Origin of the sequence: Saccharopolyspora kobensis (assembly GCF_900108315.1) — a bacterium.
Lineage (GTDB): Bacteria > Actinomycetota > Actinomycetes > Mycobacteriales > Pseudonocardiaceae > Saccharopolyspora > Saccharopolyspora kobensis.
The window spans coordinates 56,767-81,045 of record NZ_FNVB01000004.1 but is presented as its reverse complement, the minus strand read 5'-3'; the positions used below and the strand labels follow the sequence as shown (position 1 = coordinate 81,045).

Here is a 24,279-nt window from a genome sequence, read left to right as displayed (position 1 = left end):
GACCGGTAAGTAGTCGGTCTAGCGTGGTCTCACGACACCACTCGTCTCACCGGAGTCCTACCCAGCCGCACATCAGGGGACCGTGATGCAACCCAGCCACGAGCAACCGCGAAACGCGACAACGACGCCGAACGCAACCACCACTGAAAAATCCCGGAGAGGCGGCACCGTCCTGATCTCCGGAGCCAGCATCGCCGGACCGGCGCTGGCCTTCTGGTTGCGCGAGCACGGCTTCCACCCGACGGTCGTGGAGCGAGCACCCGCGGTCAGCGACGGCGGCTACGCGATCGACGTGCGCGGTGCGGCGGTCACCGTGGCCGAGCGGATGGGGATGCTGACCGAGATCCAGCAGGCCCGCACCGGGATACGGGCCCTGACCATCACCGACGCCGACGGCCGTCCGCTGGCCGACGTGCGCGTCGACCAGCTGATGGGCGGCCCCGACGACGTCGAGGTCATGCGCGGCACGCTGGCCCGCCTGCTGCACGAGCGCATCGCAGGTGTCGAGCACCTCTTCGACGACTCCATCACGTCGATCCAGCAGGACTCCGATGCCGTCCGCGTGACGTTCGAGCGGGCCGGGCCGCGCGAGTTCGACCTCGTCGTCGGCGCGGACGGACTGCACTCCAACGTCCGCCACCTGGCGTTCGGGCCGGAGCGGGACTTCGCCCGCCACCTCGGCTTCCACATCTCGATCTTCAGCGCGGAGAACTTCCTCGGCCTGGACCGCTCGGCCACGCTGCGCAACATCCCGGGCAAGCTGGCCGGGATGTACCGGGCGAGGACCGACGCGGGCGCGAAGGCGATCCTCGGCTTCGCCTCACCGCGGCTGCGCTTCGACCCCCGCGACCCGAGCACCCAGCTTCCGCTGCTGGACAAGGCGTTCCGCGATGAGCCCTGGATAGTCCCGCAGCTGCTCGAAGCCGCCCGCAGCGCGCCCGACTTCTACTTCGACTCCGTCACCCAGATCCGGATGGACGGCTGGACCCGCGGCCGCGTGGCCCTGGTCGGCGACGCGGGCTACGGCCCGTCCCCGCTGTCCGGCCAGGGCAGCAGCCTGGCGCTGGTCGGCGCTTACGTCCTGGCGGCAGCGCTGGGCGCGGCCGACGGCGACCACCGATCCGCGTTCCGCCGCTACGAGGCCGAGATGCGGGACTACGTGACTGCCAACCAGCGGATCGCCACCGACGGCGCGAAGACGCTCATCCCGACGAGCCGAACCGGCCTGTGGATGCGCAACCAGATGCTGCGCCTGCTGCCCCACCTGCCGAAGTCCATCACCTTCTCCAAAACCCTCGAACGCGCCGCCAACGCCATCGACCTCCCCGAGCAGCCGTGAAGGACCTCTACCGGAACGAGCGGGGGCGGAAGGCGATCGAGCGGTGGTGCACCGACCAGCTCGACGCCTGGCCCGTGCCGCACCGACGCGGCCTGATCTCGGCGAACGACGCCACAACGCACCTGGTCACCGCGGGCACCGGGCCGCGAACGGCCGTGTTCGTACCCGGGACCAACTTCTGCGCGGCCAGTTGCCTGCCGCTGGCGACCGCGCTCGCCGCGCGCTGCCGCGTGGTCCTGGCCGACCTCCCCGGCCAGCCGGGCCTCAGCAGCGGTCGGCGAATCCCCGCACCGCAACGGCATTCCTGGTACGGGCGGTGGCTGGCGGAGGTGCTCGACCAGGTCACCGGATCCCCGGTCGTCCTCGTCGGCCATTCGCTGGGCGCGGCGATCGCGCTGGCCACGGCATCGCCGCTGGTCTCGCGGCAGGTGCTCCTGTCGCCCGGCGGGCTGATCCGCGCGCGGATCACACCCGGCATCGCCGCGGCGTCCGCTTCCTGGCTGCTCCGCCGCCGCCCGGTCGACAGCGCGCGACTGCTCACCACGATGCTCGCACCGGGTGATCTCCCCCGGCCGGAGCTGGTCGAGTGGATGACGCTGATCGCCCGGCACGCCCGGTCGAGCCTGGATCCCGCCCCGGCCGTGGTGGCGGACCGGGCGGTGGAGCGGGTCGTCGCCGTGGGCGACCACGACCGCTACTTCCCCAGCGGCCCTCTGGCCGCCGCCGCGCGGCGCACCCTCGGCCTGCCGCTCAGCGTGCTCCCGTCAGCAGGCCACCTGATCACCGAGGGGCGGCCCGACCGCCTCGCCGACCTCATCGCGACCTGATCTCAGCGAGTGGCGGCGATGATCCCGGAGCCCAGCACCAGATCTCCGGCTGCGTCCGGGCGGTACAGGACGATCGCCTGGCCCGGCGCCACGCCGCGCAGCGGCTGGCGGAGCTGGACGCGGATGCCGTCGCCGTCGGCCTCGGCGACCGCGTCCGCGGTGCCGCCGTGCGCGCGGACCTGGATCACGCACTCCACCGGCCCGGACAGCGGCTGCTCGGACGGCCAGATCGGGCGCTTGGCGTCGATCTCGGTCACCGACAGCCGCTCCGCCGCGCCGACCTTGACCGTGCCGGACACCGGTTCCAGCGACAGCACGTAGCGCGGCCGGCCGTCGGGCGCCGGGGCGTCGATGCCGAGGCCCTTGCGCTGGCCGATGGTGAACCCGTGCACCCCGGTGTGCTCGCCGAGCACCGCGCCGGTGTCGGCGTCGACGAGCTTGCCCGGCGTCTGGCCGAGCTTGCCCTCCAGGAACTTGCGGGTGTCGCCGTCCGGGATGAAGCAGATGTCGTGGCTGTCCGGCTTCTTCGCCACCGCCAGGTCGCGCTCGGCGGCCTCCACCCGCACCTCGGACTTCAGCGAGTCGCCGAGCGGGAACATCGAGTGCCGCAGCTGCTCGGCGGTCAGCGAGGCCAGCACGTAGGACTGGTCCTTGCCCTCGTCGCGGCTGCGCCGCAGCTCCGGCACACCGTCCACGATGGACAGCCGGGCGTAGTGGCCGGTGCAGACCGCGTCGAAGCCCAGCGCCATCGCCTTGTCCAGCAGCGCCTCGAACTTGATCTTCTCGTTGCAGGTCAGGCACGGGTTCGGGGTGCGGCCCGCGGCGTACTCGCCGACGAAGCTCTCGATGACCTCCTCGGTGAACCGCTCCGCGAAGTCCCACACGTAGAACGGGATGCCCAGCAGGTCCGCGGCGCGACGCGCATCGCGGGAGTCCTCGATGGTGCAGCACCCGCGCGCGCCGGTGCGCAGCGTGCCCGGCTTGGCCGACAGCGCCAGGTGCACCCCGACGACCTCGTGCCCCGCCTCCACCGCGCGCGACGCGGCGACCGCGGAGTCCACCCCACCGCTCATGGCTGCCAGTACTCGCACGCTCACACCTCCGTGGCGGTGGCCGCTCGCCCCGCCGAAGATCGGCGCAACCCGGCCAGACCGGCGCTACGCGCTCGTCGCACCACCGGCCCGATGGCCTCGGTGAGTGCCTGTACATCGGCCGCCGTCGAGGTGTGCCCCAGTGAGAAGCGCAGCGAACCCCGCGCGGCCTCCGGCTCCGCTCCCATCGCCAGCAGCACGTGGCTGGGCTGGGAGACCCCGGCGGTGCACGCCGACCCCGTGGAGCACTCGATGCCCTTGGCGTCCAGCAGCATCAGCAGGCTGTCACCCTCGCAGCCGGGGAAGGTGAAGTGCGCGTTGCCGGGTAATCGCGAAGGCCCGCCGCCGACGGCACCGTCCCCGGGGTCGCCGTTGAGCAGCACGTCCGGGACCGCGCGGCGAACACCGCTGATCAGCTCGTCGCGCAGCGCGGCCAACTTCGGCGCGTGCCCCTCACGGGCGTCGACGGCTTCCCGGACCGCAGCGGCCAGTCCCAGCACGCCCGGGGTGTCGAGGGTGCCGGAGCGCACTTCGCGCTCCTGGCCGCCGCCGTGCAGCACCGGCGTGCACTTGACGTCGCGACCCAGCAGCAGCACGCCGACCCCGTACGGGCCGCCGACCTTGTGCCCGGTCATGGTCAGCGCGGACGTTCCCGAAGCCGCGAAGTCCACCGGCAGCGTGTCGATGGCCTGCACCGCGTCGGTGTGCAGCGGCACCCCGTGGCGCTCGGCGACGACGGCCAGCTCCGCGACCGGGTTGACCGTGCCGACCTCGTTGTTCGCCCACATGACCGTGGCCAGCGCCACGTCACCCGGGTTCTCCGCCAGCGCCGCTTCGAACACCTCCGGCAGCACCCGCCCGTGCTCGTCGACGCTGAGCCAGGTGATCTCGGCGCCCTCGTGCTCGGCCAGCCATTCGAGGGCGTCGAGCACCGCGTGGTGCTCCACCATCGAGGCCAGGATGCGGCGGCGCGCCGGGTCCTCGGCCCGCCGGGCCCAGAAGATCCCCTTGACCGCCAGGTTGTCGCTCTCGGTCCCGCCCGCGGTGAACAGCACCTCGGACGGCCGGGCGCCCAGCGCGTCCGCGATGTCCTCCCGCGACTCCTCCACCGCGCGCCGCGCCCGGCGGCCCGAGGTGTGCAGCGACGAGGCGTTGCCGATCCTGGTCAACGCCTCGCTGAGCACGGCAACTGCCCCAGGCCGCATGGGTGTGGTGGCAGCGTGGTCGAGGTAAGTCATCGCTCATCCAGGGTAATGCAGACCGACCGAGCGGAAGCCGCTGGTCAGGACGTCCGGTTGCGAGTCGCGCGCACCAGCGCCAACGCCGCCAGCAGCGCCGCCGCCAGCAGCGCCAGGTCCAGCGGCGCGACGCCCCCGGCCGGGCTCGCCGGGGTGGCGAGCGCGGCGACCACCACGCCGCCGAGGCCGACCAGCGCGGCCTGGCCGAGCATGTCCGAGATCTGCAGCGCGGCCGAGTTGAACCCGCGCTCGCCCTCCGCCGACAGCGACAGCACCCGCACCGAGGTGCTGGTCACCCCGATGCCCATCCCGCAACCGGCCACGAACCAGCACGCGAAGACCAGCCCGTGCGGGCCCCACGCGGGCAGGCTCAGCGCCAGCCCGGCGATGCCGACGCCGACCAGGGCGAACCCGGCCGCCACCACGCGCTCGCGCCGGAGTTCCCGCTGCCTGCTCTGCCACAGCGCCCCGGCGGTCCAGCCGACCGAACCCACCGTCAACGGCACGCCCGCGGTCGTCGGCGAGTAGTGGTGCACCACGGTCAGCGCCAAGGGGACGAACGCCTGCGCGGTGAAGAAGAAACCGGAGAGCAGGCCGCGCGAGAGCACCATCCGCGGAATCCCCGGCCGGGCGCGCAAGGTGCCCTCGGGCAGCAGCAGCCGCAGCGAGGGCACCAGCGCCGCGACCCCGGCCAGTCCGATGAGCAACGAGGTCAACGACGGGTCCTGCGCCGCCCAGTTCAACGCCACGACACCACCGGCCGCGCCCACCGCGGCCAGCGGCAGCCCGGGCCGCGGCGCCGGAGGATCCGCCGAGCGCGCCCCGAACCGGCGCGCCGTGGGCACCAGCATCGCCGCGCCGATGCACACCAGCGGAGCCAGCCCGAGGAAGACCCACCGCCAGCTCGCCTGCTCGGTCAGCGCACCCGACACCACCGGGCCGACCAGCGCGGGCACCACCCATGCCGAGGACAGCGCGCCGAACGCGGCCGGGCGGTGCTCCTCCGGGAAGACGCGGGCGATCATCACGTACAAGGCGACGATCAGCACGCCACCGGCCAGCCCCTGCAGCACCCGCGCCACCAGCAGGACCAGCATGTTCATCGCGAAGCCCGCGACCAGCAGCCCGACCGCGAAGGTGGGCAGCGCCAGCAGCAGCGGCACCGCCGGGCCGCGGCGGTCGGACAGGCGACCGCCGATCACCGTCCCGATCGCGCTCGCGGCGAGGAAGACGGTGAACGGCCAGGAGTACCAGTGCTGCGCGCCGAACTCGGCGACGATCGTCGGCAGCGCGGTGCCCAGCCCCATCGCTTCGAAGGCGACGAGGGTGATGACCAGGACCAGGCCCGCGGTGAAGGTGCGACGTTGCGGATTCCACAGAACACTTCGAGATGTCTCGGCAGTGGCCACCCGGCCAGCCTGCACCCTCCACCGCACTCGAAGTCCAGTGATCTCCGGAAGACTCCCCCTCAGAGCCTATTGCTCGACGGATCCTGAGCGTCTCCCGGAGCTCACGCGGCGAGACCGTGCCCGGGCTGCTCGACGCGGTGCCCGTGCGTCGCCCCGCTGGCCATCGCGATCGACTCCCGCGCCCGCCTGGCCAGCTCCCGGCGATCGCTGCCGTGCAGCTCGGGCAGCACGACCAGCTCGACCACCAGGCCGCGGGTGCGGGCCACCGCCAGCACCGAGCTGACCAGCGTCGTCTCCCCGAGGAAAGCCGCCGCCGTGGTGAACCGGCCCGCCCGGTCGCGGAACCGCAGCGCCACCGGCTGCATCCGCGCCCCGGCGTCGAGCGCGGCCTGGAAGACAGCGGGCCGGAACGTCCCGATCTCCCGACCGCACCAGGTGGTGCCCTCCGGGAAGGCACCGATCACCGCGCCGGCCCGCAGTTCGTCGGCGATGGTCCGCACCGAGTCGGGCAGCGCCGACAACCGCTCCCGGTCGATGTAGACCGTGCCCGCCCGGCCCGCCAGCGAACCCAGCACCGGCCACGACCCGACCTCGACCTTGGCCAGCATCCGCATCGGGCACAGCACCTGCAGCGCGACGATGTCCAGCCACGACACGTGGTTGCTCACCACCAGCGCGCCGCCGGCGGTCATCCCGCCGTCGAGCACCATCCGGATGCCCAAGGCACGCAGCAGCGCCCGGAACCACGCCACCATCGCCTGCTGCCGCCGCACCGGGCCCAGCACCGGCAGCACCAGCGCCAGCACGCACCCGCCGAGCAGCAGCCCGACGACCCCGCCCAGGCGCAGAAGCAGGTGCAGCAGGCCGACCTCGTCCTCGCGGTCCCGCGGCGGCATGCACTGGTCACCGCACGGCGAAACCGGCATCCACGGGTGGTTCATGCCGCATCGCCCAGGAAGAACCGCAGGTAGCGCTGGTCCGCGCGGTCCAGGTCCAGCAGCACGAAGAAGTCGGCGACGTCGAAGTCCGGATCGTGCGCCGGGCGCCCGCACACCTGCGCACCCAACCGCAGGTAACCCTTGAGCAGCGGCGGCAGCTGAGCGCGGCCGGTGACGTCGATCGGCTCCCAAGGCCGGTGCGGGTGCACGCGGAACTCCTCGGGCGCGTAGTGCTTCGCCGACACCGCGTTCCACACGTGCGAAGCCAGCACGCCGCCGTCGTCGAGCGGCACGGACGCGCAACCGGCGAGCACCCGGTGCCCGTGCAGCAGCATGTACCGCGCGATCCCCGTCCACACCAGGCCGATCACAGCCCCGTTCCGGTGGTCCGGGTGCACGCACGAGCGGCCGGTCTCCACCAGCGAGGAACGCAGCGGAGCCAGCGCGGACAGGTCGAACTCGGTTTCCGAATAGAGCATCCCGGCTTCCGCCGCCCGGCCCGGCGGAAGCATCCGGTAGGTCCCGACGACCGCCCCGGAGTTGTCCTCGCGGACGATCAGGTGGTCGCAGTGGTCGTCGAAGGCATCGCGGTCGACGCCGAACTCCCGACCGGTGACCGTGGCCCCCATCTCCTCGGCGAACACCTGGTAGCGCAGGCGTTGCGCGGCGTGCACTTCGTCGGAGTCTCTGACCACCAGCAGCGAGTAGTGGACGTCGGCCGCCGCGTTCGGTGCGGCGCTGGCCAGCAGCTGCGTCTCGGACATGCCGAAGGTGTATCGCCGCGCGGCGAACGCCCAACACTCCGGACGAGGACACGGGGCAGGAACTTTCGGTGAATCCCTGGTGCAGGACGAGATCACTGCCCCGAACGACCGGTTGCGGCACAACCGGACGACCGGGTCACCCGGGGAAAGCCGCCAGCGCCCGCTCCAGCACCGAAGCCGGGCTCGGCTGGAGCGCCATCTCCGCGCTCACCTCGCGCGCAGCAGTGCCGAAGGCGGGTTCCTCCAGCAGCTTGCGCACCGCGGCGCGCACCACCTCGACGTCCACTGTGGTCGGATCGTGGGAGAGACCGACGCCGCGGTCGACGACCCGCTCGGCCGACATCGGGTTGTCCGCGAAGGCGGGCAGCACCAGCTGCGGGACGCCGTAGTGCAGCGCGGCCGCCGTGGTCCCCGACCCGCCGTGGTGCACCAGCAGCGAACTGGTCGGCAGGAACGCCGACAGCGGCAGGAAACCCACCGCCCGCACGTTGTCCGGCAGCGGCGAGACATCCGCGAGGTCGGCTTCGCGCCCCGCCAGCACCACGTCCGCGTCGAAGCCGCCGAGCGCCTCGACGACCACGGACAGGCTGCTCGTACCGGACATCACCGGCACCACGGTGCCCAGCGTGACACCGATGCGCGGCCGGTCCTGCCGCTGCAGCGCCCACTCCGGCACCGCCGAACCACCGTTGAACGGCACGAACCGCATCGGCCACCAGGGCAGCCCGTCGACCTGGTCCGGCTCGTCGCCGACCAGCCCGCCCATGCTCGGCGGCCGCGGATCGATCCGCGCGATCACCTCCGGCGGCCCGTCCGGGATGCCCAGCTGCGCCCGCAGCGTCAGGGACAGCTCATCGTCGTCGTAGAAGTTCCGCCCGGTCCGGAAGCTCCCGTCCCGCGACGACCAGGACACCCGGTTGCCGACCTCCAGCACCGGCACGCCGAGCGCCACCGCGGTCAACCGGCCCGTCGGGTGATCGGTGGTGTGCACGACGAGTTCCGCGCCGAACGACCGCCCCACCTCGATGCTGCCCTGCGTCATCGTCAACGTGAACAGCGAGAAGGGACCGCCGTCCCTCGGCAGCTTCTCGTACGCCTCGGTCAGCCCCCGCTCCGCGAGGAACCGCTCGAACCCGGGTGTCTGCTCCTGGGAACCGGTGGCGCGGATCAGCTCCTGCCACACGTCGTGCCCCGGCAGCACGTCGGCCACCGGCAAACCGGCCCGCGCCGCGGCGTCGACCATCTCACCGGTGGTGGCCACCAGCACCTCGTGCCCCGCAGCTCTGGCCGCCCAGACCAACGGGACGATCGGGAAGGTCAGCCCGTAACCGGGCGCCGTCGTGAACAGGATCCGCACGGAGTTCGAGCATGCCACCACTCCCGAGCCCCGCGCACCCGAATTTCCCGACCGGGCATGGGAACCTCCCTGTCCCGCGGGGAACCGCGAGCATGGGAACCTTCCTGTCACGCGCCGCCCGCTGCGAGCATGGGAACCTTCCTGTCACACCCGCACCGCCTCGCCGCTACGGCCCGATCGGGCGGCGGCTAGATTCCGGGACATGCAGCCAACGACCGAGCGCGTCGACCTCTACACCGACGGCGCATGCAGTGGGAACCCCGGGCCGGGCGGCTGGGGCGTCGTGCTGCGCTACGGCGACCACGAACGCGAGCTCTACGGCAAGGACGCCGCTACGACGAACAACAAGATGGAGCTCATGGCGGTGATCGAAGGCCTCGCCGCCCTGACCCGCCCGATGCCCGCGGTGCGCATCCACACCGACAGCACCTACGTACTCAAGGGCATCACCGAGTGGATGCGCGGCTGGAAGCGCAACGGCTGGCTCACCTCGGCCAAGAAGCCGGTCAAGAACGCCGATCTGTGGCAGCGCCTGGACACCGAGTGCGCGCGCCACGGAGACGTCCAGTGGGAATGGGTGAAGGGTCACAACGGCCACCCCGAGAACGAGCGCGCCGACCGCCTCGCCTGCCGCGGCCGCGACGAGGCCCGGGAGCGCTGAGACGCGAAGGGCGGGCCGCACCCCAGGTGCGACCCGCCCTCTCAGCGTCTCGGGCTCAGCCCTTGCGCTTGGTGATCTCCTCGGTGAGCTGTGGCGCGACCTTGAACAGGTCGCCCACCACGCCGTAGTCGGCGATCTCGAAGATCGGAGCCTCGGCGTCCTTGTTGACCGCCACGATCGTCTTCGAGGTCTGCATGCCCGCCCGGTGCTGGATCGCACCCGAGATGCCCAGCGCGATGTAGAGCTGCGGCGACACCGTCTTACCGGTCTGACCGACCTGGAACTGGTGCGGGTAGTAACCCGAATCCACCGCCGCACGCGAGGCACCCACCGCAGCACCCAGGCTGTCGGCCAGCTTCTCCACGACCTCGAACGACTCCGCCGAACCGACACCACGGCCACCGGAGACCACGATGCTGGCCTCGGTCAGCTCCGGACGGTCGCCCGCCTCAGCGGGCTGACGGCCGGTGATCTTCGCACCCGAGGCGGCCGGAACCTCCACCGACTCCACCGCACCAGCACCCGCGGCCTGCTCGGCCTCGATGCTGCCCGGCAGCACCGTGATCACCGGAACACCCTTGGTGACCTTGGCCTTCGCGTCATAGGTGCCACCGAACAGCGAGTGGCTACCGACACCCTCACCGTCGAGGTCCACGACCTCCGACAGCAGACCCGAACCGGTCCGGATCGCCAGCCGCCCGGCGATCTCCTTGCCGTCGATCGACGCCGGTACCAGCACCGCCGCCGGCGACGCCGAACCCACCAGCGCCGCGAGCACGTCGACCTGCGGCGTCACCAGGAACTGGCCCACCTCGGCCGACTCCGCCGCATACACCTTCGCCGCACCATAAGCCGCCAGCGACTCCGACAGCTTGCCCGCCGTACCCGGCTCGCCGACCACCACCGCCGACGGCTCGCCGATCCGGCGCGCCGCGGTCAGCAGCTCGTAGGTGACCTTCTTAACCTCGCCGTCCACGTGATCGACGAGGACCAGAACCTCAGCCATGAAAACTATGCCTCCTCGAAAACCCGTGAACGACTCAGAGCAGCTTCTCGCCGGCCAGGAACTCCGCGACCTGCACGCCGCCCTCGCCCTCGTCGGTGACCTTCACGCCACCGGACTTCGGCGGCTTCGGCGCCGACTCCACGACCTGCGAGGCAGCGTTGGCCAAACCGACCTCGGCGGCGTCGATCCCGGCGTCGGCCAGCGACAGCACCGCGACCGGCTTCTTCTTCGCGGCCATGATGCCCTTGAACGACGGATACCGCGGCTCGTTGATCTTCTCCGTCACGCTGACCACCGCGGGCAGACCCGCCTCGACGGTGAACACGCCCGCGTCGGTCTCGCGCTCGATCTTCACGCCAGAGCCGTCGGTCTCGACCTTGCGCGCGTAGGTCAGCTGCGGCCAGCCCAGGACCTCGGCCACCATCGCCGGAACAGCACCCGCGCGGCCATCGGTCGACTCGTTGCCCGCGATCACCAGGTCGACACCCTCGACGGTGCCGATCGCCTTCGCCAGCGCGCGAGCGGTCGCCGGGGCGTCCGAGCCCGCCAGCGCCTCGTCCGAGAGGTGCACGGCCTTGTCGGCACCCATCGACAGCGCCTTGCGGATCGCGTCGGTGGCGCGGTCCGGGCCCATGCACAGAACGGTCACCTCACCGCCCTGCGCCTCCTTGATCAACAGCGCTTCCTCCACGGCGCGCTCGTTGATCTCATCCAAAACCGCATCAGCCGATTCGCGGTCCAACGTGTGATCCGCATCCTTGAGCTTCCGCTCGGAATACGTGTCGGGCACCTGCTTGACCAGGACGACGATGTTCATGGGCCCTCTTCGACCTCCTGCGGACTGACGGCGCTCGCTGGCCCTCCAGCGGCTTTGCTTGCGGACCCGGCGCTGTGCGGCCCGGGTAGGTTGACCTTGCCATGCCCCTCGTGGAAAAGCACAGTGATGCCAACCACCGGTGATGTTACCGGCCGGTAGCGGCGGATCGGCCGAGCCTCGCACGTGACAGTACTCACCTTTTCCGCCGCGTTCCGAACGGAATGATACGGACACCTCCGCGGGGCAGATATGAAGAATGTTTACCGCTTAGTAGCCTGAACCGCATGAGGCAACGCGTCGCCATCGTGACCGACTCGACGGCTTCCATTCCACTCGACGTCGCCGATCAGCTGGGCATCTCCGTCGTCCAGCTGGAGCTGAAGGTCGGCGAGGAGCACAACGACGAACGCCGGGTGCCGCACGCCCAGCTGGCCCAGGCGATGCGCGCAGGAACTCCGGTGGCGACCGGAGAACCGCCGGCGCCCGCCTTCTTCTGGAACTACAGCGACGCGGTGGCCAACGGCGCCGAGGCGATCATCTCGGTGCACATCTCCGAAGGCCTGTCCCGCACCTGCGACTCCGCGCGCACCGCGGCAGCGGAGATCGGCATCCCGGTCTACGTGGTCGATTCGCGCCTGGTCGGACTCAGCCTCGGATTCTCGGTGATCGCCGCGGCCGAAGCCGCCGCCTCCGGCGCGACCCCGCAGGGCGTGATGAGCGTCCTGGACCGGCGGCTGCGCAGCACGATGCAGCTGCTCTACGTCGACACGCTGGAATACCTGCAGCGCGGCGGCCGGATCGGCCGGGCGCAAGCGTTTCTCGGCCAAGCGCTGTCGATCAAGCCGGTGCTCGCCCTCAAGGAGGGCGTCATCGACCAGCAGGCCAAGGGGATCGGCATCGACCGCGCGCTCAAGAAGGCCGTGAGCACCGCGGTCCAGCGAGCGGGCAACAACCCGGTCGACGTCGGAGTCGAGCACTTCGAGTTCGCCGACCGCGCCAATCAGGTGCTCGACGAGCTGCGCTCGCAGCTGCCCCAGATCCGCCGCGCCACCGTGGCGGAGACGAGCGCGATCCTGGGCGCCCACGCCGGACCGGGCGCGCTCGGCGTGACCGTCTCCCCCGTCTGAGTCCGAATTCCTCCGCGGGCAAGCGGATCCGCACTGGCGACTCATCTCGCACGGACCCGACCGGAGCCGTGCCATGGAGCGCACGAAAGCCGGGTCCCGAAGGCGGGCACCACCGCTCAGGTCGGCACAGAGCACGCGAAATCGGTTAATTCCGAAGGGTTTTCAGCAAGCACCCGGCGATTTCAGGGAAGTTCCCACTCCATCGAGTGATGCAAACAGCAGTTCGATTCCGGATACTCGATTTCGGGGCGGTGCTGAGCGATCTCATTCCGCTTCCGCGACCGCTCACCCCGAAACCGATTCCGGAGGAACTCCCATGTCGTCCACCACCGTGCTGCACCGGCTGACCGATTCAGCCCGACAGCTTGTCCATCGCGCGATGGATGCGCTTGACCGACACCGGGTACGCCGTGCCGATCGCCTGCGCGAACAGGCTCACCCGCAGCTCCTCGATCATCCAGCCGACGTGCTGCAGGGCCTCGCTCGGGGAACGCCCCTGCGGCACCCCGGCCAGCAGGTCCCGATAGCGCTCCTCGACCTCGTCCACCTGGTACATCCAGTCCCGGTCGCGCTGCGGGTGGTACTGGAGCTTGTCCAACCGCTGCTCGATCGCGCGCAGGTAGCGCACCAGGTCGGGCAACCGCGCGAACCCGGCCGCGGTCACGAAGCCGGGGTGCAGCAGCGCGTCCAGCTGCGCCCGGATGTCGGCGTAGGACTCGGCGGGCAGCACCTTGGCCCGGTCCGCGAGCGCGGACTCGACCCGCTGCGCCGCGACCAGGACCTGCTCCACTTTGGACATCGCCTCGACGGTGACCGCGCCCAGCTGCGCCCGGACCTTGTCCTGCAGCGCGGCGAACGCCGCCTCGTCCCAGACCGGCCCGCCGTTGTCGGCCATCAGCTTGTCGACGGCGCAGCGCTCGCAGTCCTCCAGCACGGCGTTGAGGTCGCCGTACCGGCTGCCGCCCAGCACGAGGCGGGTGGTGCCGCTCATGCCGCGCTGGATGGACTTCACCGGCGAGGGCAGGTTCAGCAGCAGGAGCCGCCGGGTGCCGTCCCACAGCGCCCGGCGCTGCTCCTCCTGGGTGTCGAACATCCGCACCGCGACGCTGTCGCCGTCGTCGACCAGCGCCGGGTAGGCCTTCACCGCGTGCCCGGAGCGCTGCTGCTCGAAGGTGCGCGGCAGCGCGCCGAAGCTCCAGGAGCGCAGACCGCGCTGCTCGATGTCGTCGGCGGCCGCGGAGATCTCCGCGCGCAGCTTCGGCTTCAGCTTCCGCTTCAGCGCGTCCAGGTCCTTGGACTCGGCCAGCTTGCGCCCCTTGCCGTCCACCACGCGGAAGGTCATCTTCAGGTGGTCCGGCACCTTGTCCAGGTCCCACTCGGTGCCCGGCACCGCGACGCCGGTCATCTGCTTGAGGCCCTGCTGCAGGCTCTCCAGCAGCGGAGCGCTCATCGGCTCGATCCGGGACAGCACCGCCTTGGCGAAATCGGGAGCGGGCACGAAGTTCCGGCGCAGCGCCTTCGGCAGCGACTTCAGCAGCGCGGTGACCAGCTCCTCGCGCAGCCCGGGGATCTGCCAGTCGAACCCGCTCGGCTCGACCTGGTTGAGCACCGGGAGCGGGATGTGCGCGGTCACGCCGTCCGCGTCCGAACCCGGCTCGAACTGGTAGGACAGCGCCAACCGGAGTCCGCCCTGCGGCCAGGTGTCCGGGTAGTCGCGGTCGCTGACCGCCGCCGACTGCTGGTTGATCAGCATCGACTTCTCGAAGTTGAGCAGGTCGGGCTGCTCGCGGCGGGCCTTCTTCCACCAGGAGTCGAAGTGCCTGCCGGAGACCACCTCGGCGCCGACGCGCTGGTCGTAGAACTCGAACAAGGTCTCGTCGTCGACCAGGATGTCGCGCCGCCGCGCGCGCTCCTCCAGGTCCTCGACCTCGTCGAGCAACGCCCGGTTCTCGTGGAAGAACGCGTGGCGCGTCTCCCAGTCGCCTTCGACCAGCGCGTGCCGGATGAACAGCTCGCGGCAGAGCTCCGGATCGATGCGGCCGTAGTTGACCTTGCGGCCGACCACCAGCGGAACGCCGTAGAGGGTGACCCGCTCGGTGGCCACCACGGCGGCCCGGTCCTTCTCCCAGTGCGGTTCGCTGTAGCTGCGCTTGACCAGGTGTTGCGCGAGCCGCTCCACCCACTCCGGTTCGATTCGCGCGACGATGCGCGCCCACAGGCGGGAGGTCTCCACCAGTTCGGCCGCCATCACCCAGCGCGGTGGCTTCTTGAACAGCGACGATCCGGGGAAAACGGCGAACTTGGCGTTGCGGGCGCCCTGGTACTCGTTGGCGCCGCGGCCCGGCTGACCGGACTTCTTCTCGACGTCCTTGAGCCCGATGTGCGAGAGCAGACCGGCCAGCACCGACTGGTGGATCCGTGTCGCGTCGGCCTCCTGGTCGTTGAGCGTCATGCCCATCGACCGGACCATCTGCCGCAGCTGGCCGTGGAGGTCCTGCCACTCGCGCACCCGCAGGTAGTTGAGGAAGTCCGCGCGGCACAGCTTGCGGAACTGGTTGGACGACAGCTCCTTCTGCTGCGTCCGCAGGTACCGCCACATGGAGAGGTAGGTGATGAAGTCGGACTCGGCGTCCTTGTCCACGAAGCGCGCGTGCTTCTGGTCGGCCGTCTGCTGCTTGTCGGTGGGCCGTTCGCGCGGGTCCTGGATGGACAGCGCCGCGACGACAACCAGCACCTCGCGCAGGCAGCCGTTGCGCTCGGCTTCCAGCACCATCCGGGCCAGCCGCGGATCGATGGGCAGCTGCGCGAGCTTGCGGCCGACCGGGGTGAGCCGCTTGTGCAGCTCGGTCTTCGCGCTGTCCAGCGCGCCCAGCTCCTGCAGCAGGTTGATGCCGTCGGTGATCTGCCTGCGGTCCGGTGGCTCCAGGAACGGGAAGGACTCGATCTCGCCGAGGCCCAGGGAGGTCATCTGCAGGATCACCGAGGCCAGGTGGGTGCGCAGGATCTCCGGGTCGGTGAACTCGGGGCGGGCCAGGAAGTCCGCCTCGGAGTAGAGCCGGATGCAGATGCCCTCGGAGACCCGGCCGCAGCGGCCCTTGCGCTGGTTGGCCGAAGCCTGCGAGATCGGTTCGATCGGCAGCCGCTGCACCTTGGTGCGGAAGCTGTACCGGGAGATGCGCGCGGTGCCCGGGTCGATGACGTACTTGATGCCCGGCACCGTCAGCGAGGTCTCGGCCACGTTGGTGGACAGCACGATCCGGCGGCCGGAGTGCGGCTGGAACACACGGTGCTGCTCGGCGGCGGACAGCCGCGCGTACAGCGGGAGGATCTCGGTGTTGCGCAGGTTCTGCTGCCGCAGCGCGTCCTCGGCGTCCCGGATCTCCCGCTCACCGCTGAGGAAGACCAGGATGTCCCCGGGGCCCTCCGCGCAGAGCTCGTCCACCGCCTCGCAGATCGCCTGCGTCTGGTCGCGCACCACGTCCTCGGACTCGTCCGAGTCGTCCAGCAGCGGCCGGTAGCGCACCTCGACGGGGTAGGTGCGGCCGGAGACCTCGACCACCGGCGCGTCGTCGAAGTGCCGCGAGAAGCGCTCCGGGTCGATGGTGGCGGAGGTGATGATCACCTTCAGGTCGGGCCGGCGCGGCAGCAGCTGCTTGAGGTAGCCCAGGATGAAGTCGATGTTCAGGCTGCGCTCGTGCGCCTCGTCGATGATCAGCGTGTCGTAGCGGCGCAGCAGCCGGTCGTGCTGGATCTCGGCGAGCAGGATGCCGTCGGTCATCAGCTTGACCAGCGTGTCCTCGCCCGCGCGCTCGGTGAACCGGACCTGGTAGCCGATCGCATCGCCGAGCTCGGTGCCGACTTCCTCGGCGACCCGCTCGGCGACGGTGCGGGCCGCCAGCCTCCGGGGCTGGGTGTGCCCGATCACGCCCTTGATTCCGCGACCGAGCTCCAGGCACATCTTGGGCAGCTGGGTCGTCTTGCCGGAGCCCGTCTCACCAGCGACGATGACCACCTGGTGATCGCGGATCGCGGCGAGCAGGTCGTCCCGGCGCTGGCTGACCGGCAGGTTCTCCGGGTAGCGGACCTCGGGTACGTTGGCGCGCCGGTTCTCGATGCGCCGCTCCGCGGCCTCGATCTCGGCGGTGATCTCCTCGGTGACCGACCGCAGGGCCTTGGGATCGCGGATCTTGCGCGCTCCCTCGATGCGGCGACGGAGCCGACGCTGGTCGTGCAGCATCAGCTCGGGCAAGCGGTCCCGCAGATCAGCGAGCGGAGATTTCACAGACGTACCCATACTCCGGACAAGCATAGAGAAGGCACCGTCACCCCTGCCGCTGATTTTCGCCACCTCACACTGGACGCCGAACACACCACCGAATCGCCTCGACCAACGCCCAGCGGGCCTCGGAAGAGCGGTCAGCTGTTCGGGGTGCCGGGAGGACGGTGCTTGCCGAGGCCGAGGCGGCGGATCGCTTCGCGCTGCGCCGCAGTGAGCCGGTCGCGCCTGGTGGCGACGGTGTACGCACCGCTCCCAGCGTTCCGTAGCTCGACCGGATCGCTGATGCCCGGGCGCTGTTCGGCTGCCCGGAGGGCGGCGGAGATTTGGTCCGGCGGCCAACCCAGCACTTCGGCCAGCTCTTCAGCGGTGAGCGGCACGCCCGCGTGCACGAGCGCGGCAAGCACCGTGCGGGCATCGCCGATCGCGGCGTCCGCTCGGTCACCGGCCATGCTGTCGCGAACGCGCGCGAAGAACCGGCCCATGCTGGTCAGGCGGGCCCCGGCCGGTGTGCCGGCGCCGAAGACCTCGGCTCCGCGCGCGGCCGTCTCCGCCCAACTGGCCTGCTTCCGAGTGCTCACCAGCCACGTGCGGTGCCACACGTCGTCATCGATGGAGTACCGCTCGCGACGCGCCTGCGCGTCACGCTCCCGCCTGATCACTTCCAGCCCTTCGAGGTAACCGATGGCCTTGGACACCGATGCTGGGCTGACCCGCAACCGCTGAACCAGTTCGGCGGAGGTGAGCGTCCCGGAGTCGGTGGTGACCAGGCAGGCGAGCACCCGGGCCGCCATCCTCGGCAGTCCGCTCCGCACCATCAGTGCGGCGAACTGCTCCACGAAGCCGTGCACCGCCTCGGGATCACGCCCGTGCGCAACGGCTTCCTCCGGAGCCTGCGGGGCTTGTCCCGACTTGCGCCGCCGCGCTCGGTGTTCGGTGGCCAGGTGGGCGTAGTCCGCTCGGTAGCCGCCGGGGCCGCCGTTGCGCGCCACCTCGCGGCTGATCGTGGAGGTCGGCCTGCCGAGCTGCCGGGCGATCTCGGCGTACCCGAGCCGTTCTGCCAGTCCGGCTGCGATGCGCTGACGATCCAGCTGGGTCAGCCTGCCTCCCGGCATCCGCGCACCGCCTCCGTTCGACCGGGTGATCGGGCTCAGTTTGCAATCACCGGCAGCGCATTGCAACGACCGCCCGGCCAGGTTGCGTTCGACGGCATCCCATTGCAACAAATCTCAGAAAAACGCTGCCCCAGAATCCTTTTTCCGCTTACGACGCTTTCTTCAGGTGGAAACCGAGTCATAGCGTCCGTTCGACCGAACCGAATCGAGCAGAGGCATCGACCATGACGAAACCCGCCCCCGGAACCACCCCGGCACCGTCCTCAACGGCCGGGAACGACCACACCGCGGTCGAGCGCTTGCTCGACCGGGCGGTGACCGAAGGCGGTGTCCCGGGCATCCTCGCCGAAGCCCGCACCGGCGACCTGCGCTGGTTCGGCTCCGCAGGTGTGGCCGACACCGAGGCCGGTGGTGCGCGCCTGCCCGAGCACCGCTTCCGCATCGGCAGCATCACCAAGACGTTCGTGGCCGTGGTGGTGCTGCAACTCGTGTCCGAGCGGAAGCTGAGCCTGGGCGACACCGTGGCGCATCTCTTGCCCGGCGCGGTCGGCGGAAACGGCCACGACGGCAGCAAGATCGCCGTCCGGCAGCTGCTCAACCACACCAGCGGGGTCTTCGACTACACCCGCGACCAGGACGCGCTGAGCCAGCGCGAGAGCTACTCCCCCGAACAGCTCGTGCAGATCGCCATGTCCCACCCGGCGGACTTCGAACCCGGTGCCGGCTGGGCGTACTCCAACACCAACTACGTCCTCGCCGGAATGATCGTCGAGCGGGTGACGGGCCGGGAGCTGGCCGACGAGATCGCCCAGCGGATCACCCAGCCGCTCGGCCTGGACGGGACCTGCCTGCCGCGCGGGAACGACCAGTCGATACGCGGCCCGCACTCCCGGCACTACACGAAGTTGCACCAGCCAGATCCCGGTGCCGAGATCTACGACGTCACCGAGATGGACCCGACACCGTTCTGGGCGGCGGGCGGCATGATCTCCACGGCCGGAGACCTGAACGAGTTCTTCGGCGAGCTGCTCAGCGGCCGGCTCCTCCCCGCCGAACAGCAGCGGGCGATGTTCACCACGGTCGCCACCGAGAACTGGATTCCCCGCACCACCTACGGTCTGGGCGTCTCCTCGGTGACACTCCCGGGCGGCACAACCGCCTGGGGCATGGGCGGCGCGATCTTCGGCTCGTGGTCGTACGCGTACGGCACCCGCGACGGCAAGCGGTTCATCACGACGAACGTCAACGGCGACTGGACGACCGGCGGCTGGGACGACCCGATCGGCATCTTCACCGATGTGCTCCGAGCGGAGCTCTGCGCGAGCGATCGGCGGTGATCGACCACCGCTGAGCCGAGAAACGCCGACGCCCCGGCGAACGGTGGTTCGCCGAGGCGTCGGAACGACCGATGTGCCGCGCAGTGCGGCGTGCCGGGCTCAGTTGCCGGTGAACTTGGCCTTGCCCGGCCCGTTCTCGATGAACGAGCGCATGCCGATCTTCTGGTCCTCGGTGGCGAACGTGCCCGCGAACAGGTGCGTCTCCAGCTTCAGACCGTTGGCCAGGTCGAGGTCCAGCCCGCCGTCGATCGCGGCCTTGGCCGCGGCCAGGGCGCGGGCGGCACCGTTGGTGAACTGCTCGGCCCACCGCCGCGCAGCCGCGTAGACCTCGTCGGCGGGCACCAGTTCGTCGACCATGCCCAGCGACAACGCCTCCTGCGCGTCGACGAACCGGCCGGTGTAGATGATGTCCTTGGCCTTGCTCGGCCCGATCAGCCGCGCCAGCCGCTGCGTGCCACCGGCTCCCGGGATCACGCCCAGCAGGATCTCCGGCTGCCCGACCTTGATGTTGTCCGCGGCGATGCGCCGGTCGCAGCTCAGGGCCAGCTCGAAACCGCCACCGAGGGCGTAGCCGGTGAGCGCGGCGACGGTCGGCTTCGGGATCGCGGCGACCTGGCTCATCGCGTCGGACAGGCCGCGCTGCTCCTTGCTCGCCATGTCGGCGTAGGACATCTCGGCCATTTCCTTGATGTCCGCGCCCGCGGCGAAGACCTTCTCCCCGCCGTAGACGATCACGGCGCGGATGTCGTCGCGCTCGGCGGCTTCGAGCGCGACCTCCCGCAGCTCGACCTCGATCTGCCGGTTCAGCGCGTTCATCTTGGGACGATCCAGCCGGATCGTCCCGATCGCGCCGTCCACCTCAAGCCTGACGAACTCGCCCACGCGGCATCCTCCTCGTCGAACCGCCACCTCGCCGGGCAGGCTATCGCGCCCAGCGCCGCGACTGCTGTGTCACGGATCTCAGCGCAGGCCGCCTGAAAACCCCGGCCGCCGCGCAAGGCGTGGCCTGCGCCGGGCTTTCAGCCGCGCCGACGGGCGAAGAACCGGTCGCCGCTGCGCTGCAGCTCCAGGTCCTGGTCGAAGGTCTTGGACAGGTTGTCCTCGGTGAGCACGTCGTCGAGCAGCCCCTGCGCGACGATGCGCCCGTCGCGGAGCAGAAGGCCGTGGGTGAAGCCGGGCGGGATCTCCTCGACGTGGTGGGTGACCAGCACCGACGCGGGCGCGTCGGGGTCCATGGCCAGCGCGGAAAGCCGCGCGACCAGGTCCTCGCGACCACCCAGGTCGAGCCCGGCCGCCGGCTCGTCCAGCAGCAGCAGCTCGGGGTCTGTCATCAGGGCGCGCGCGATCGTGGTGCGCTTGCGCTCCCCCTCCGACAGCGTGGCGAACTCGCGGTCGGCCAGGTGCGCGACGCCGAGCAGGTCGAGCAGCTCCGCGGCGCGGTCGGTGTCCAGGTCGTCGTACTCCTCGCGCCACCGGCCGAGGACCGAGTAGCCGGCGCTGACGACGACGTCGCGAACCAGTTCGTCACCGGGGATGCGGGCTGCCAGGGCCGCCGAGCACAGGCCGATGCGGGGCCGCAGCTCGAAGACGTTGGTCTTGCCCAGCCGCTCGCCGAGCACGTCGACGGTGCCGTCGCTCGGGTGCATCTCGGTGCTGGCCATCTTCAGCAGCGTCGTCTTGCCCGCGCCGTTGGGCCCGAGCACCACCCAGCGCTCGTCGAGTTCCACCGACCAGTTCACGTCGGCCACCAGCGTGGTCTTTCCCCGCCGAACACCGACGCCATCCATCCGGATGACCAGGTCGTCCACGTCTACCTCCCCGCTGTCACTGACCGCAGCGCCTGGTCGTGGCGCCCCCGGTTCGTGTCGATCCGCCGACCGCCGCAGGCCGTCGGCCGGTCCGCTCCACGCTCCATTGTTCCGTCCGCAGCCACGGCGGCTGCGGGCGGGAGCATCCAGCGCTCGCTCGGCCGGGTGACACACGTCCAGGGCTCGGCAAACGGTGTCGCCCAGCATTCGGGAAGGTGCCGCCGGTGCTGGCGCGGACCACCCCACCGTGCCACGATCGCTGACGTGTCCGATTCGTTGCTCACCCGCGATCGCGTGATCGACCTGTTCCGGGTCGTCACCGCCGCCTGTTGCTGAAGCGGTCAAACCGCTTTCCAGGTCCGTTCGCGCGGCTCGACGAATCATCCCACCGCTGAACCGCCCCGCTTCGAACGCGGGGCAGGTCGTGTCGTGCCGCGCTCTCCGCAAGACACGAACTGGAGACACGCCATGAGAGCTGTGCAGCAGCACCGGCCCGATCAGCAAACCGCCCACCTGTCCGAGTACACCCCGACCGAACCCCCGCCCGAACCCGGCGCGGCGGAACTGCACCCCGCCCTCGACCTGCCCCTGCTGCGCGATCTGATCCGCCCGGACCACCAGTTGTGGACGCCCCGCGAACTGCGCGACCTGACCAGCCTGGTCACCTCCGAGCTGACCGGCCCGCTGCTCGACATCGTCCGCATCGACGACGAGAACCGCTGGTGGGCCAAGCTCGGCCTGACCGCGGGAGTCGAGCTGTGGCTGCTGTCGTGGGCTCCCGGCCAGGGCACCGCACCCCACGACCACGGCGGGGCCTCCGGCTCGTTCTCCGTGCTCTTCGGTGCGCTCCGCGAGGACTACCGCTACCCGGCGGGCCCGGTCCGCACCTCGCACCACGACGTCGGAGCGAGCATCGGGTTCGGCAGCGGCCGCGCCCACCAAGTCCGCAACGTCAGCTCGGTGAACTCGGCGAGCGTGCACGCCTACTCACCGCCACTGCTGCCGGTCCACTACTACTCGGACCTCTCCGAGGTGCCGCCGATCCCACCGCGGCACGCACCCCACCAGCCGAAGGAACACGGATGACACTCCTCGTGTCGGCCGGACTCCTGCTCAACCGCACCTCATTCAGGGGACCGTGATGCAACCCAGCCACAAGAAACCGCACAACGCGAGATCGACCCCGGACGCAACCACCACTGAAAAACCCGGAGAGACGAGGCTGCGAGGCGGACCAGTGACCACCATCCCGGCCCAACGCCGAGCGGAGATCACGCCCGGCCCGTTCGGCATCGACCACCTGCTGGCCGAATCCAGGGCGAAGCTGGCCCGGGTCTCACCGCGAGAAGCCCTGACGCTGCAGCGGGACGGCGGCCTGATCATCGACATCAGACCGCAGTCCGACCGGCTCGCCGAAGGCGAGATCCCCGGTGCGCTGACGGTCGAGCGCATCGTCCTGGAATGGCGCCTGGACCCGTCCGGCGGCCACCGCCTCGACGGCCTGCACCCGGACCGCCCGGTCGTCCTCGTGTGCAACGAGGGCTACGCCTCCAGCCTCGCCGCGGCCCAGGCGAAGGAACTCGGCCTGCGCCGAGCCACCGATCTGGCCGGTGGCTTCCGGGCCTGGAAGGCGGCTGGACTCCCAGTCACCACCGCCGACTGACCCGGCGGCGCACCGCGAGCATGGGAACCTTCCTGCCATCTGTGACAGGAAGGTTCCCATCCTCGCAGTAGCGGGCCGCGATGTCGGCGACAGGAAAGTTCCCATCCCCTCCGTCACCGACTCCGGGATGACAGGAAAGTTCCCATGCTCGCACTGCTCCGGGATGACAGGAAGGTTCCCTTCCTCGCCCGCGAACACGTCGGGAAGCGGCAGGAAGGTTCCCTTCCTCGCTCCCCGGCGGGCTCGGTGTGACAGGAAAGTTCCCATGCTCGCAAGGCGTCGACGGGGCGGTCCTGCACGAAAGGGGTATGGGCACCTGCGGCGTCCCGTACGCTTCCGACCTTGTGCAAGCACAGAGTTTGTTGTTCCGCCCGTGGGTGCTGGCCGCGTTCGCCGGAGCCGTAGCCGTCGCTCTCGTCGAGGCGATCGCGGGCACCGGTTTCGCCGGGATCGCCGTGGCGTTGGTCGGCGCTCTCGCCGGGGTGGTGCTGCTGCCGATGATCACGCAGCTCGGGCTGATCGCCGGAGCCGTCGTCTTCGGCCTGCGGGTGCGGCACGTGATCTTCGGCGCCATGCGCGAAGTCGCGTCGTGGACTCCCAAGCGGGTGACCTTCACGGTGCGAGCGCTGCCGATCACGCTGCGCGCCCAGATCGGCCCGTGGCGGTCGCCGGTGATCCTGCGCTGCTGGCTGGCCGGGTTTTTGTCGGCCGTGTTCGGTGTCGCGGTGGTCGTCGGCGGCTGGTTGCTGGCCGATTCGGCGTTCTGGCGCGGGTTCACCGTGGCCGTCACGCCGCTGATGCTCTACAAGCTCTGGCCGCAGCGGGTTCCGCTGACGACTTCGACCGGTTGGCTGCTCTTCTCGCTGCCGCGCCTGGACGGCGCGGAACGCTCCGAGTTCATCGCCGCGCCGCTGGCCGCTCGCGCCTACGAGGCGTTGCGTCGCGGGGAGATCGATCAGGCGCAGTCCTACGCCGACGAGCTCGCTGAGAAGCACCCCGGGCTCAACGCCACGATGTCGTGCCAGGTGTCCGTGCTGGAGGCGCGTGGCGAGTACGCGCCCGGGGTTCTGCTGCTGCTCAAGTACCTGTCGGAGAACGGTGATCTCCCGCCGCGCAAGATGTCCTACCTGCTCGCCGGGTTGGCGGGTCTCGGTTTCAAGGCCGTCGAGGCCGGTCAGCTGCCGGCCGAATCCCTGCTGCCGACCGCGAAGAAGGCGTTGGAGGACGCCGTCAAGCTCGGCTACCCCGAGTTCGAGCTCAGCGGCAGCAACGCGTTGCTGGCGCTGATCGAGGGCGATCCGGAGTCCGCCGTGCGCCTCGCGCAGACCGGCGCGGACTACAACCACACGCCGCTCTCCCGCGCCGACGACCTGGTCACGCTGGCCCGCGCGCACATGGCCTGCCACGACAACGCCTCCGCGCGAGAGGCGCTGGGCAAGGCCGAGGAGCTGGCCCCGTGGTCGCCGCGCGTCACCGAAACCCGCCAACGGCTTTCCGTGGCGTGAC

Annotated in this window: 20 protein-coding genes; 8 read left to right on the top strand and 12 right to left on the bottom strand. The window is 70.6% G+C overall.

Annotation, left to right across the window (positions count from 1 at the left end):
• The first annotated feature begins 85 nt into the window (after positions 1–85).
• Both C4T78_RS13205 and C4T78_RS13200 read left to right on the top strand, forming a co-directional pair.
• Positions 86–1,339 (top strand): FAD-dependent monooxygenase, encoded by a 1,254-nt coding sequence (locus C4T78_RS13205; protein WP_093357560.1) that lies wholly within the window; start codon positions 86–88, stop codon positions 1,337–1,339.
• Positions 1,336–2,166 carry an alpha/beta fold hydrolase gene (locus C4T78_RS13200; RefSeq protein ID WP_093357561.1) on the top strand — a complete coding sequence of 277 codons (831 nt, stop codon included), beginning with the start codon at positions 1,336–1,338 and terminating at the stop codon, positions 2,164–2,166. The genes C4T78_RS13205 and C4T78_RS13200 overlap by 4 nt, the downstream gene beginning before the upstream one ends.
• Positions 2,167–2,168: 2 nt before the next feature.
• Here C4T78_RS13200 and mnmA read toward each other — a convergent pair whose 3' ends face one another.
• The 6 genes from mnmA to C4T78_RS13170 form a co-directional block, all read right to left on the bottom strand.
• Positions 2,169–3,257 (bottom strand): tRNA 2-thiouridine(34) synthase MnmA, encoded by a 1,089-nt coding sequence (gene mnmA / locus C4T78_RS13195; protein WP_093357563.1) that lies wholly within the window; start codon positions 3,255–3,257, stop codon positions 2,169–2,171.
• 2 nt (positions 3,258–3,259) lie between these two features.
• The gene (locus C4T78_RS13190; RefSeq protein ID WP_093357564.1) at positions 3,260–4,495 is read right to left on the bottom strand and encodes a cysteine desulfurase family protein; all 1,236 of its coding nucleotides are present in this window, start codon (positions 4,493–4,495) and stop codon (positions 3,260–3,262) included.
• 44 nt (positions 4,496–4,539) lie between these two features.
• Positions 4,540–5,904 (bottom strand): MFS transporter, encoded by a 1,365-nt coding sequence (locus C4T78_RS13185; protein WP_235863818.1) that lies wholly within the window; start codon positions 5,902–5,904, stop codon positions 4,540–4,542.
• A 101-nt stretch (positions 5,905–6,005) separates the two neighbouring features.
• Entirely contained in the window at positions 6,006–6,800 is a 795-nt protein-coding gene (locus C4T78_RS13180; RefSeq protein WP_235863819.1) for a lysophospholipid acyltransferase family protein, read from the bottom strand.
• Between the two features lie 41 nt (positions 6,801–6,841).
• Positions 6,842–7,606, bottom strand: coding sequence for a GNAT family N-acetyltransferase (locus tag C4T78_RS13175; protein ID WP_093357565.1), 765 nt, complete (start codon positions 7,604–7,606; stop codon positions 6,842–6,844).
• Between the two features lie 136 nt (positions 7,607–7,742).
• Positions 7,743–8,963 carry a glycosyltransferase gene (locus tag C4T78_RS13170; protein ID WP_177247785.1) on the bottom strand — a complete coding sequence of 407 codons (1,221 nt, stop codon included), beginning with the start codon at positions 8,961–8,963 and terminating at the stop codon, positions 7,743–7,745.
• A gap of 202 nt (positions 8,964–9,165) precedes the next feature.
• Here C4T78_RS13170 and rnhA point away from each other — a divergent pair, with 202 nt between their 5' ends.
• Positions 9,166–9,624 (top strand): ribonuclease HI, encoded by a 459-nt coding sequence (rnhA, locus tag C4T78_RS13165; protein ID WP_093146745.1) that lies wholly within the window; start codon positions 9,166–9,168, stop codon positions 9,622–9,624.
• 55 nt (positions 9,625–9,679) lie between these two features.
• Here rnhA and C4T78_RS13160 read toward each other — a convergent pair whose 3' ends face one another.
• Complete coding sequence (locus tag C4T78_RS13160; protein ID WP_093357566.1) at positions 9,680–10,630, bottom strand: electron transfer flavoprotein subunit alpha/FixB family protein; 951 nt, start codon at positions 10,628–10,630, stop codon at positions 9,680–9,682.
• Between the two features lie 34 nt (positions 10,631–10,664).
• The gene (locus C4T78_RS13155) at positions 10,665–11,447 is read right to left on the bottom strand and encodes an electron transfer flavoprotein subunit beta/FixA family protein (RefSeq protein WP_093357568.1); all 783 of its coding nucleotides are present in this window, start codon (positions 11,445–11,447) and stop codon (positions 10,665–10,667) included.
• Positions 11,448–11,731: 284 nt separating this feature from the next.
• Between C4T78_RS13155 and C4T78_RS13150 the strand changes: the two genes are divergently transcribed.
• The gene (locus tag C4T78_RS13150) at positions 11,732–12,574 is read left to right on the top strand and encodes a DegV family protein (RefSeq protein WP_093357569.1); all 843 of its coding nucleotides are present in this window, start codon (positions 11,732–11,734) and stop codon (positions 12,572–12,574) included.
• Positions 12,575–12,926: 352 nt separating this feature from the next.
• On the opposite strand, the gene hrpA is transcribed toward C4T78_RS13150, so the two are convergent.
• Entirely contained in the window at positions 12,927–16,868 is a 3,942-nt protein-coding gene (hrpA, locus tag C4T78_RS13145) for an ATP-dependent RNA helicase HrpA (protein WP_093357570.1), read from the bottom strand.
• A gap of 122 nt (positions 16,869–16,990) precedes the next feature.
• Positions 16,991–17,965 (bottom strand): GbsR/MarR family transcriptional regulator, encoded by a 975-nt coding sequence (locus C4T78_RS13140; RefSeq protein ID WP_093357572.1) that lies wholly within the window; start codon positions 17,963–17,965, stop codon positions 16,991–16,993.
• 224 nt (positions 17,966–18,189) lie between these two features.
• Between C4T78_RS13140 and C4T78_RS13135 the strand changes: the two genes are divergently transcribed.
• Positions 18,190–19,302: a serine hydrolase domain-containing protein gene (locus C4T78_RS13135; RefSeq protein ID WP_093357573.1), complete on the top strand. Its 1,113-nt coding sequence runs from the start codon at positions 18,190–18,192 to the stop codon at positions 19,300–19,302.
• Positions 19,303–19,401: 99 nt separating this feature from the next.
• Here the strand turns inward: C4T78_RS13135 and C4T78_RS13130 are convergent, their stop codons facing one another.
• Together C4T78_RS13130 and C4T78_RS13125 are read right to left on the bottom strand one after the other, a co-directional pair.
• A complete protein-coding gene (locus tag C4T78_RS13130) occupies positions 19,402–20,184 on the bottom strand; it encodes an enoyl-CoA hydratase/isomerase family protein (RefSeq protein ID WP_093357574.1) in 783 nt (260 codons plus the stop codon).
• Between the two features lie 137 nt (positions 20,185–20,321).
• Positions 20,322–21,089 carry an ABC transporter ATP-binding protein gene (locus C4T78_RS13125; RefSeq protein ID WP_093357678.1) on the bottom strand — a complete coding sequence of 256 codons (768 nt, stop codon included), beginning with the start codon at positions 21,087–21,089 and terminating at the stop codon, positions 20,322–20,324.
• 489 nt (positions 21,090–21,578) lie between these two features.
• On the opposite strand from C4T78_RS13125, the gene C4T78_RS13120 reads away from it, so the two are divergent.
• The 3 genes from C4T78_RS13120 (at position 21,579) to C4T78_RS13110 (ending at position 24,278) form a co-directional block, all read left to right on the top strand.
• Positions 21,579–22,196: a cysteine dioxygenase gene (locus C4T78_RS13120; protein WP_093357576.1), complete on the top strand. Its 618-nt coding sequence runs from the start codon at positions 21,579–21,581 to the stop codon at positions 22,194–22,196.
• 151 nt (positions 22,197–22,347) lie between these two features.
• On the top strand, positions 22,348–22,773 hold the full coding sequence (locus C4T78_RS13115; RefSeq protein ID WP_235863820.1) for a rhodanese-like domain-containing protein: 426 nt from the start codon (positions 22,348–22,350) through the stop codon (positions 22,771–22,773).
• Positions 22,774–23,117: 344 nt separating this feature from the next.
• Positions 23,118–24,278 carry a tetratricopeptide repeat protein gene (locus tag C4T78_RS13110; RefSeq protein WP_235863821.1) on the top strand — a complete coding sequence of 387 codons (1,161 nt, stop codon included), beginning with the start codon at positions 23,118–23,120 and terminating at the stop codon, positions 24,276–24,278.
• Position 24,279 lies beyond the last annotated feature (1 nt).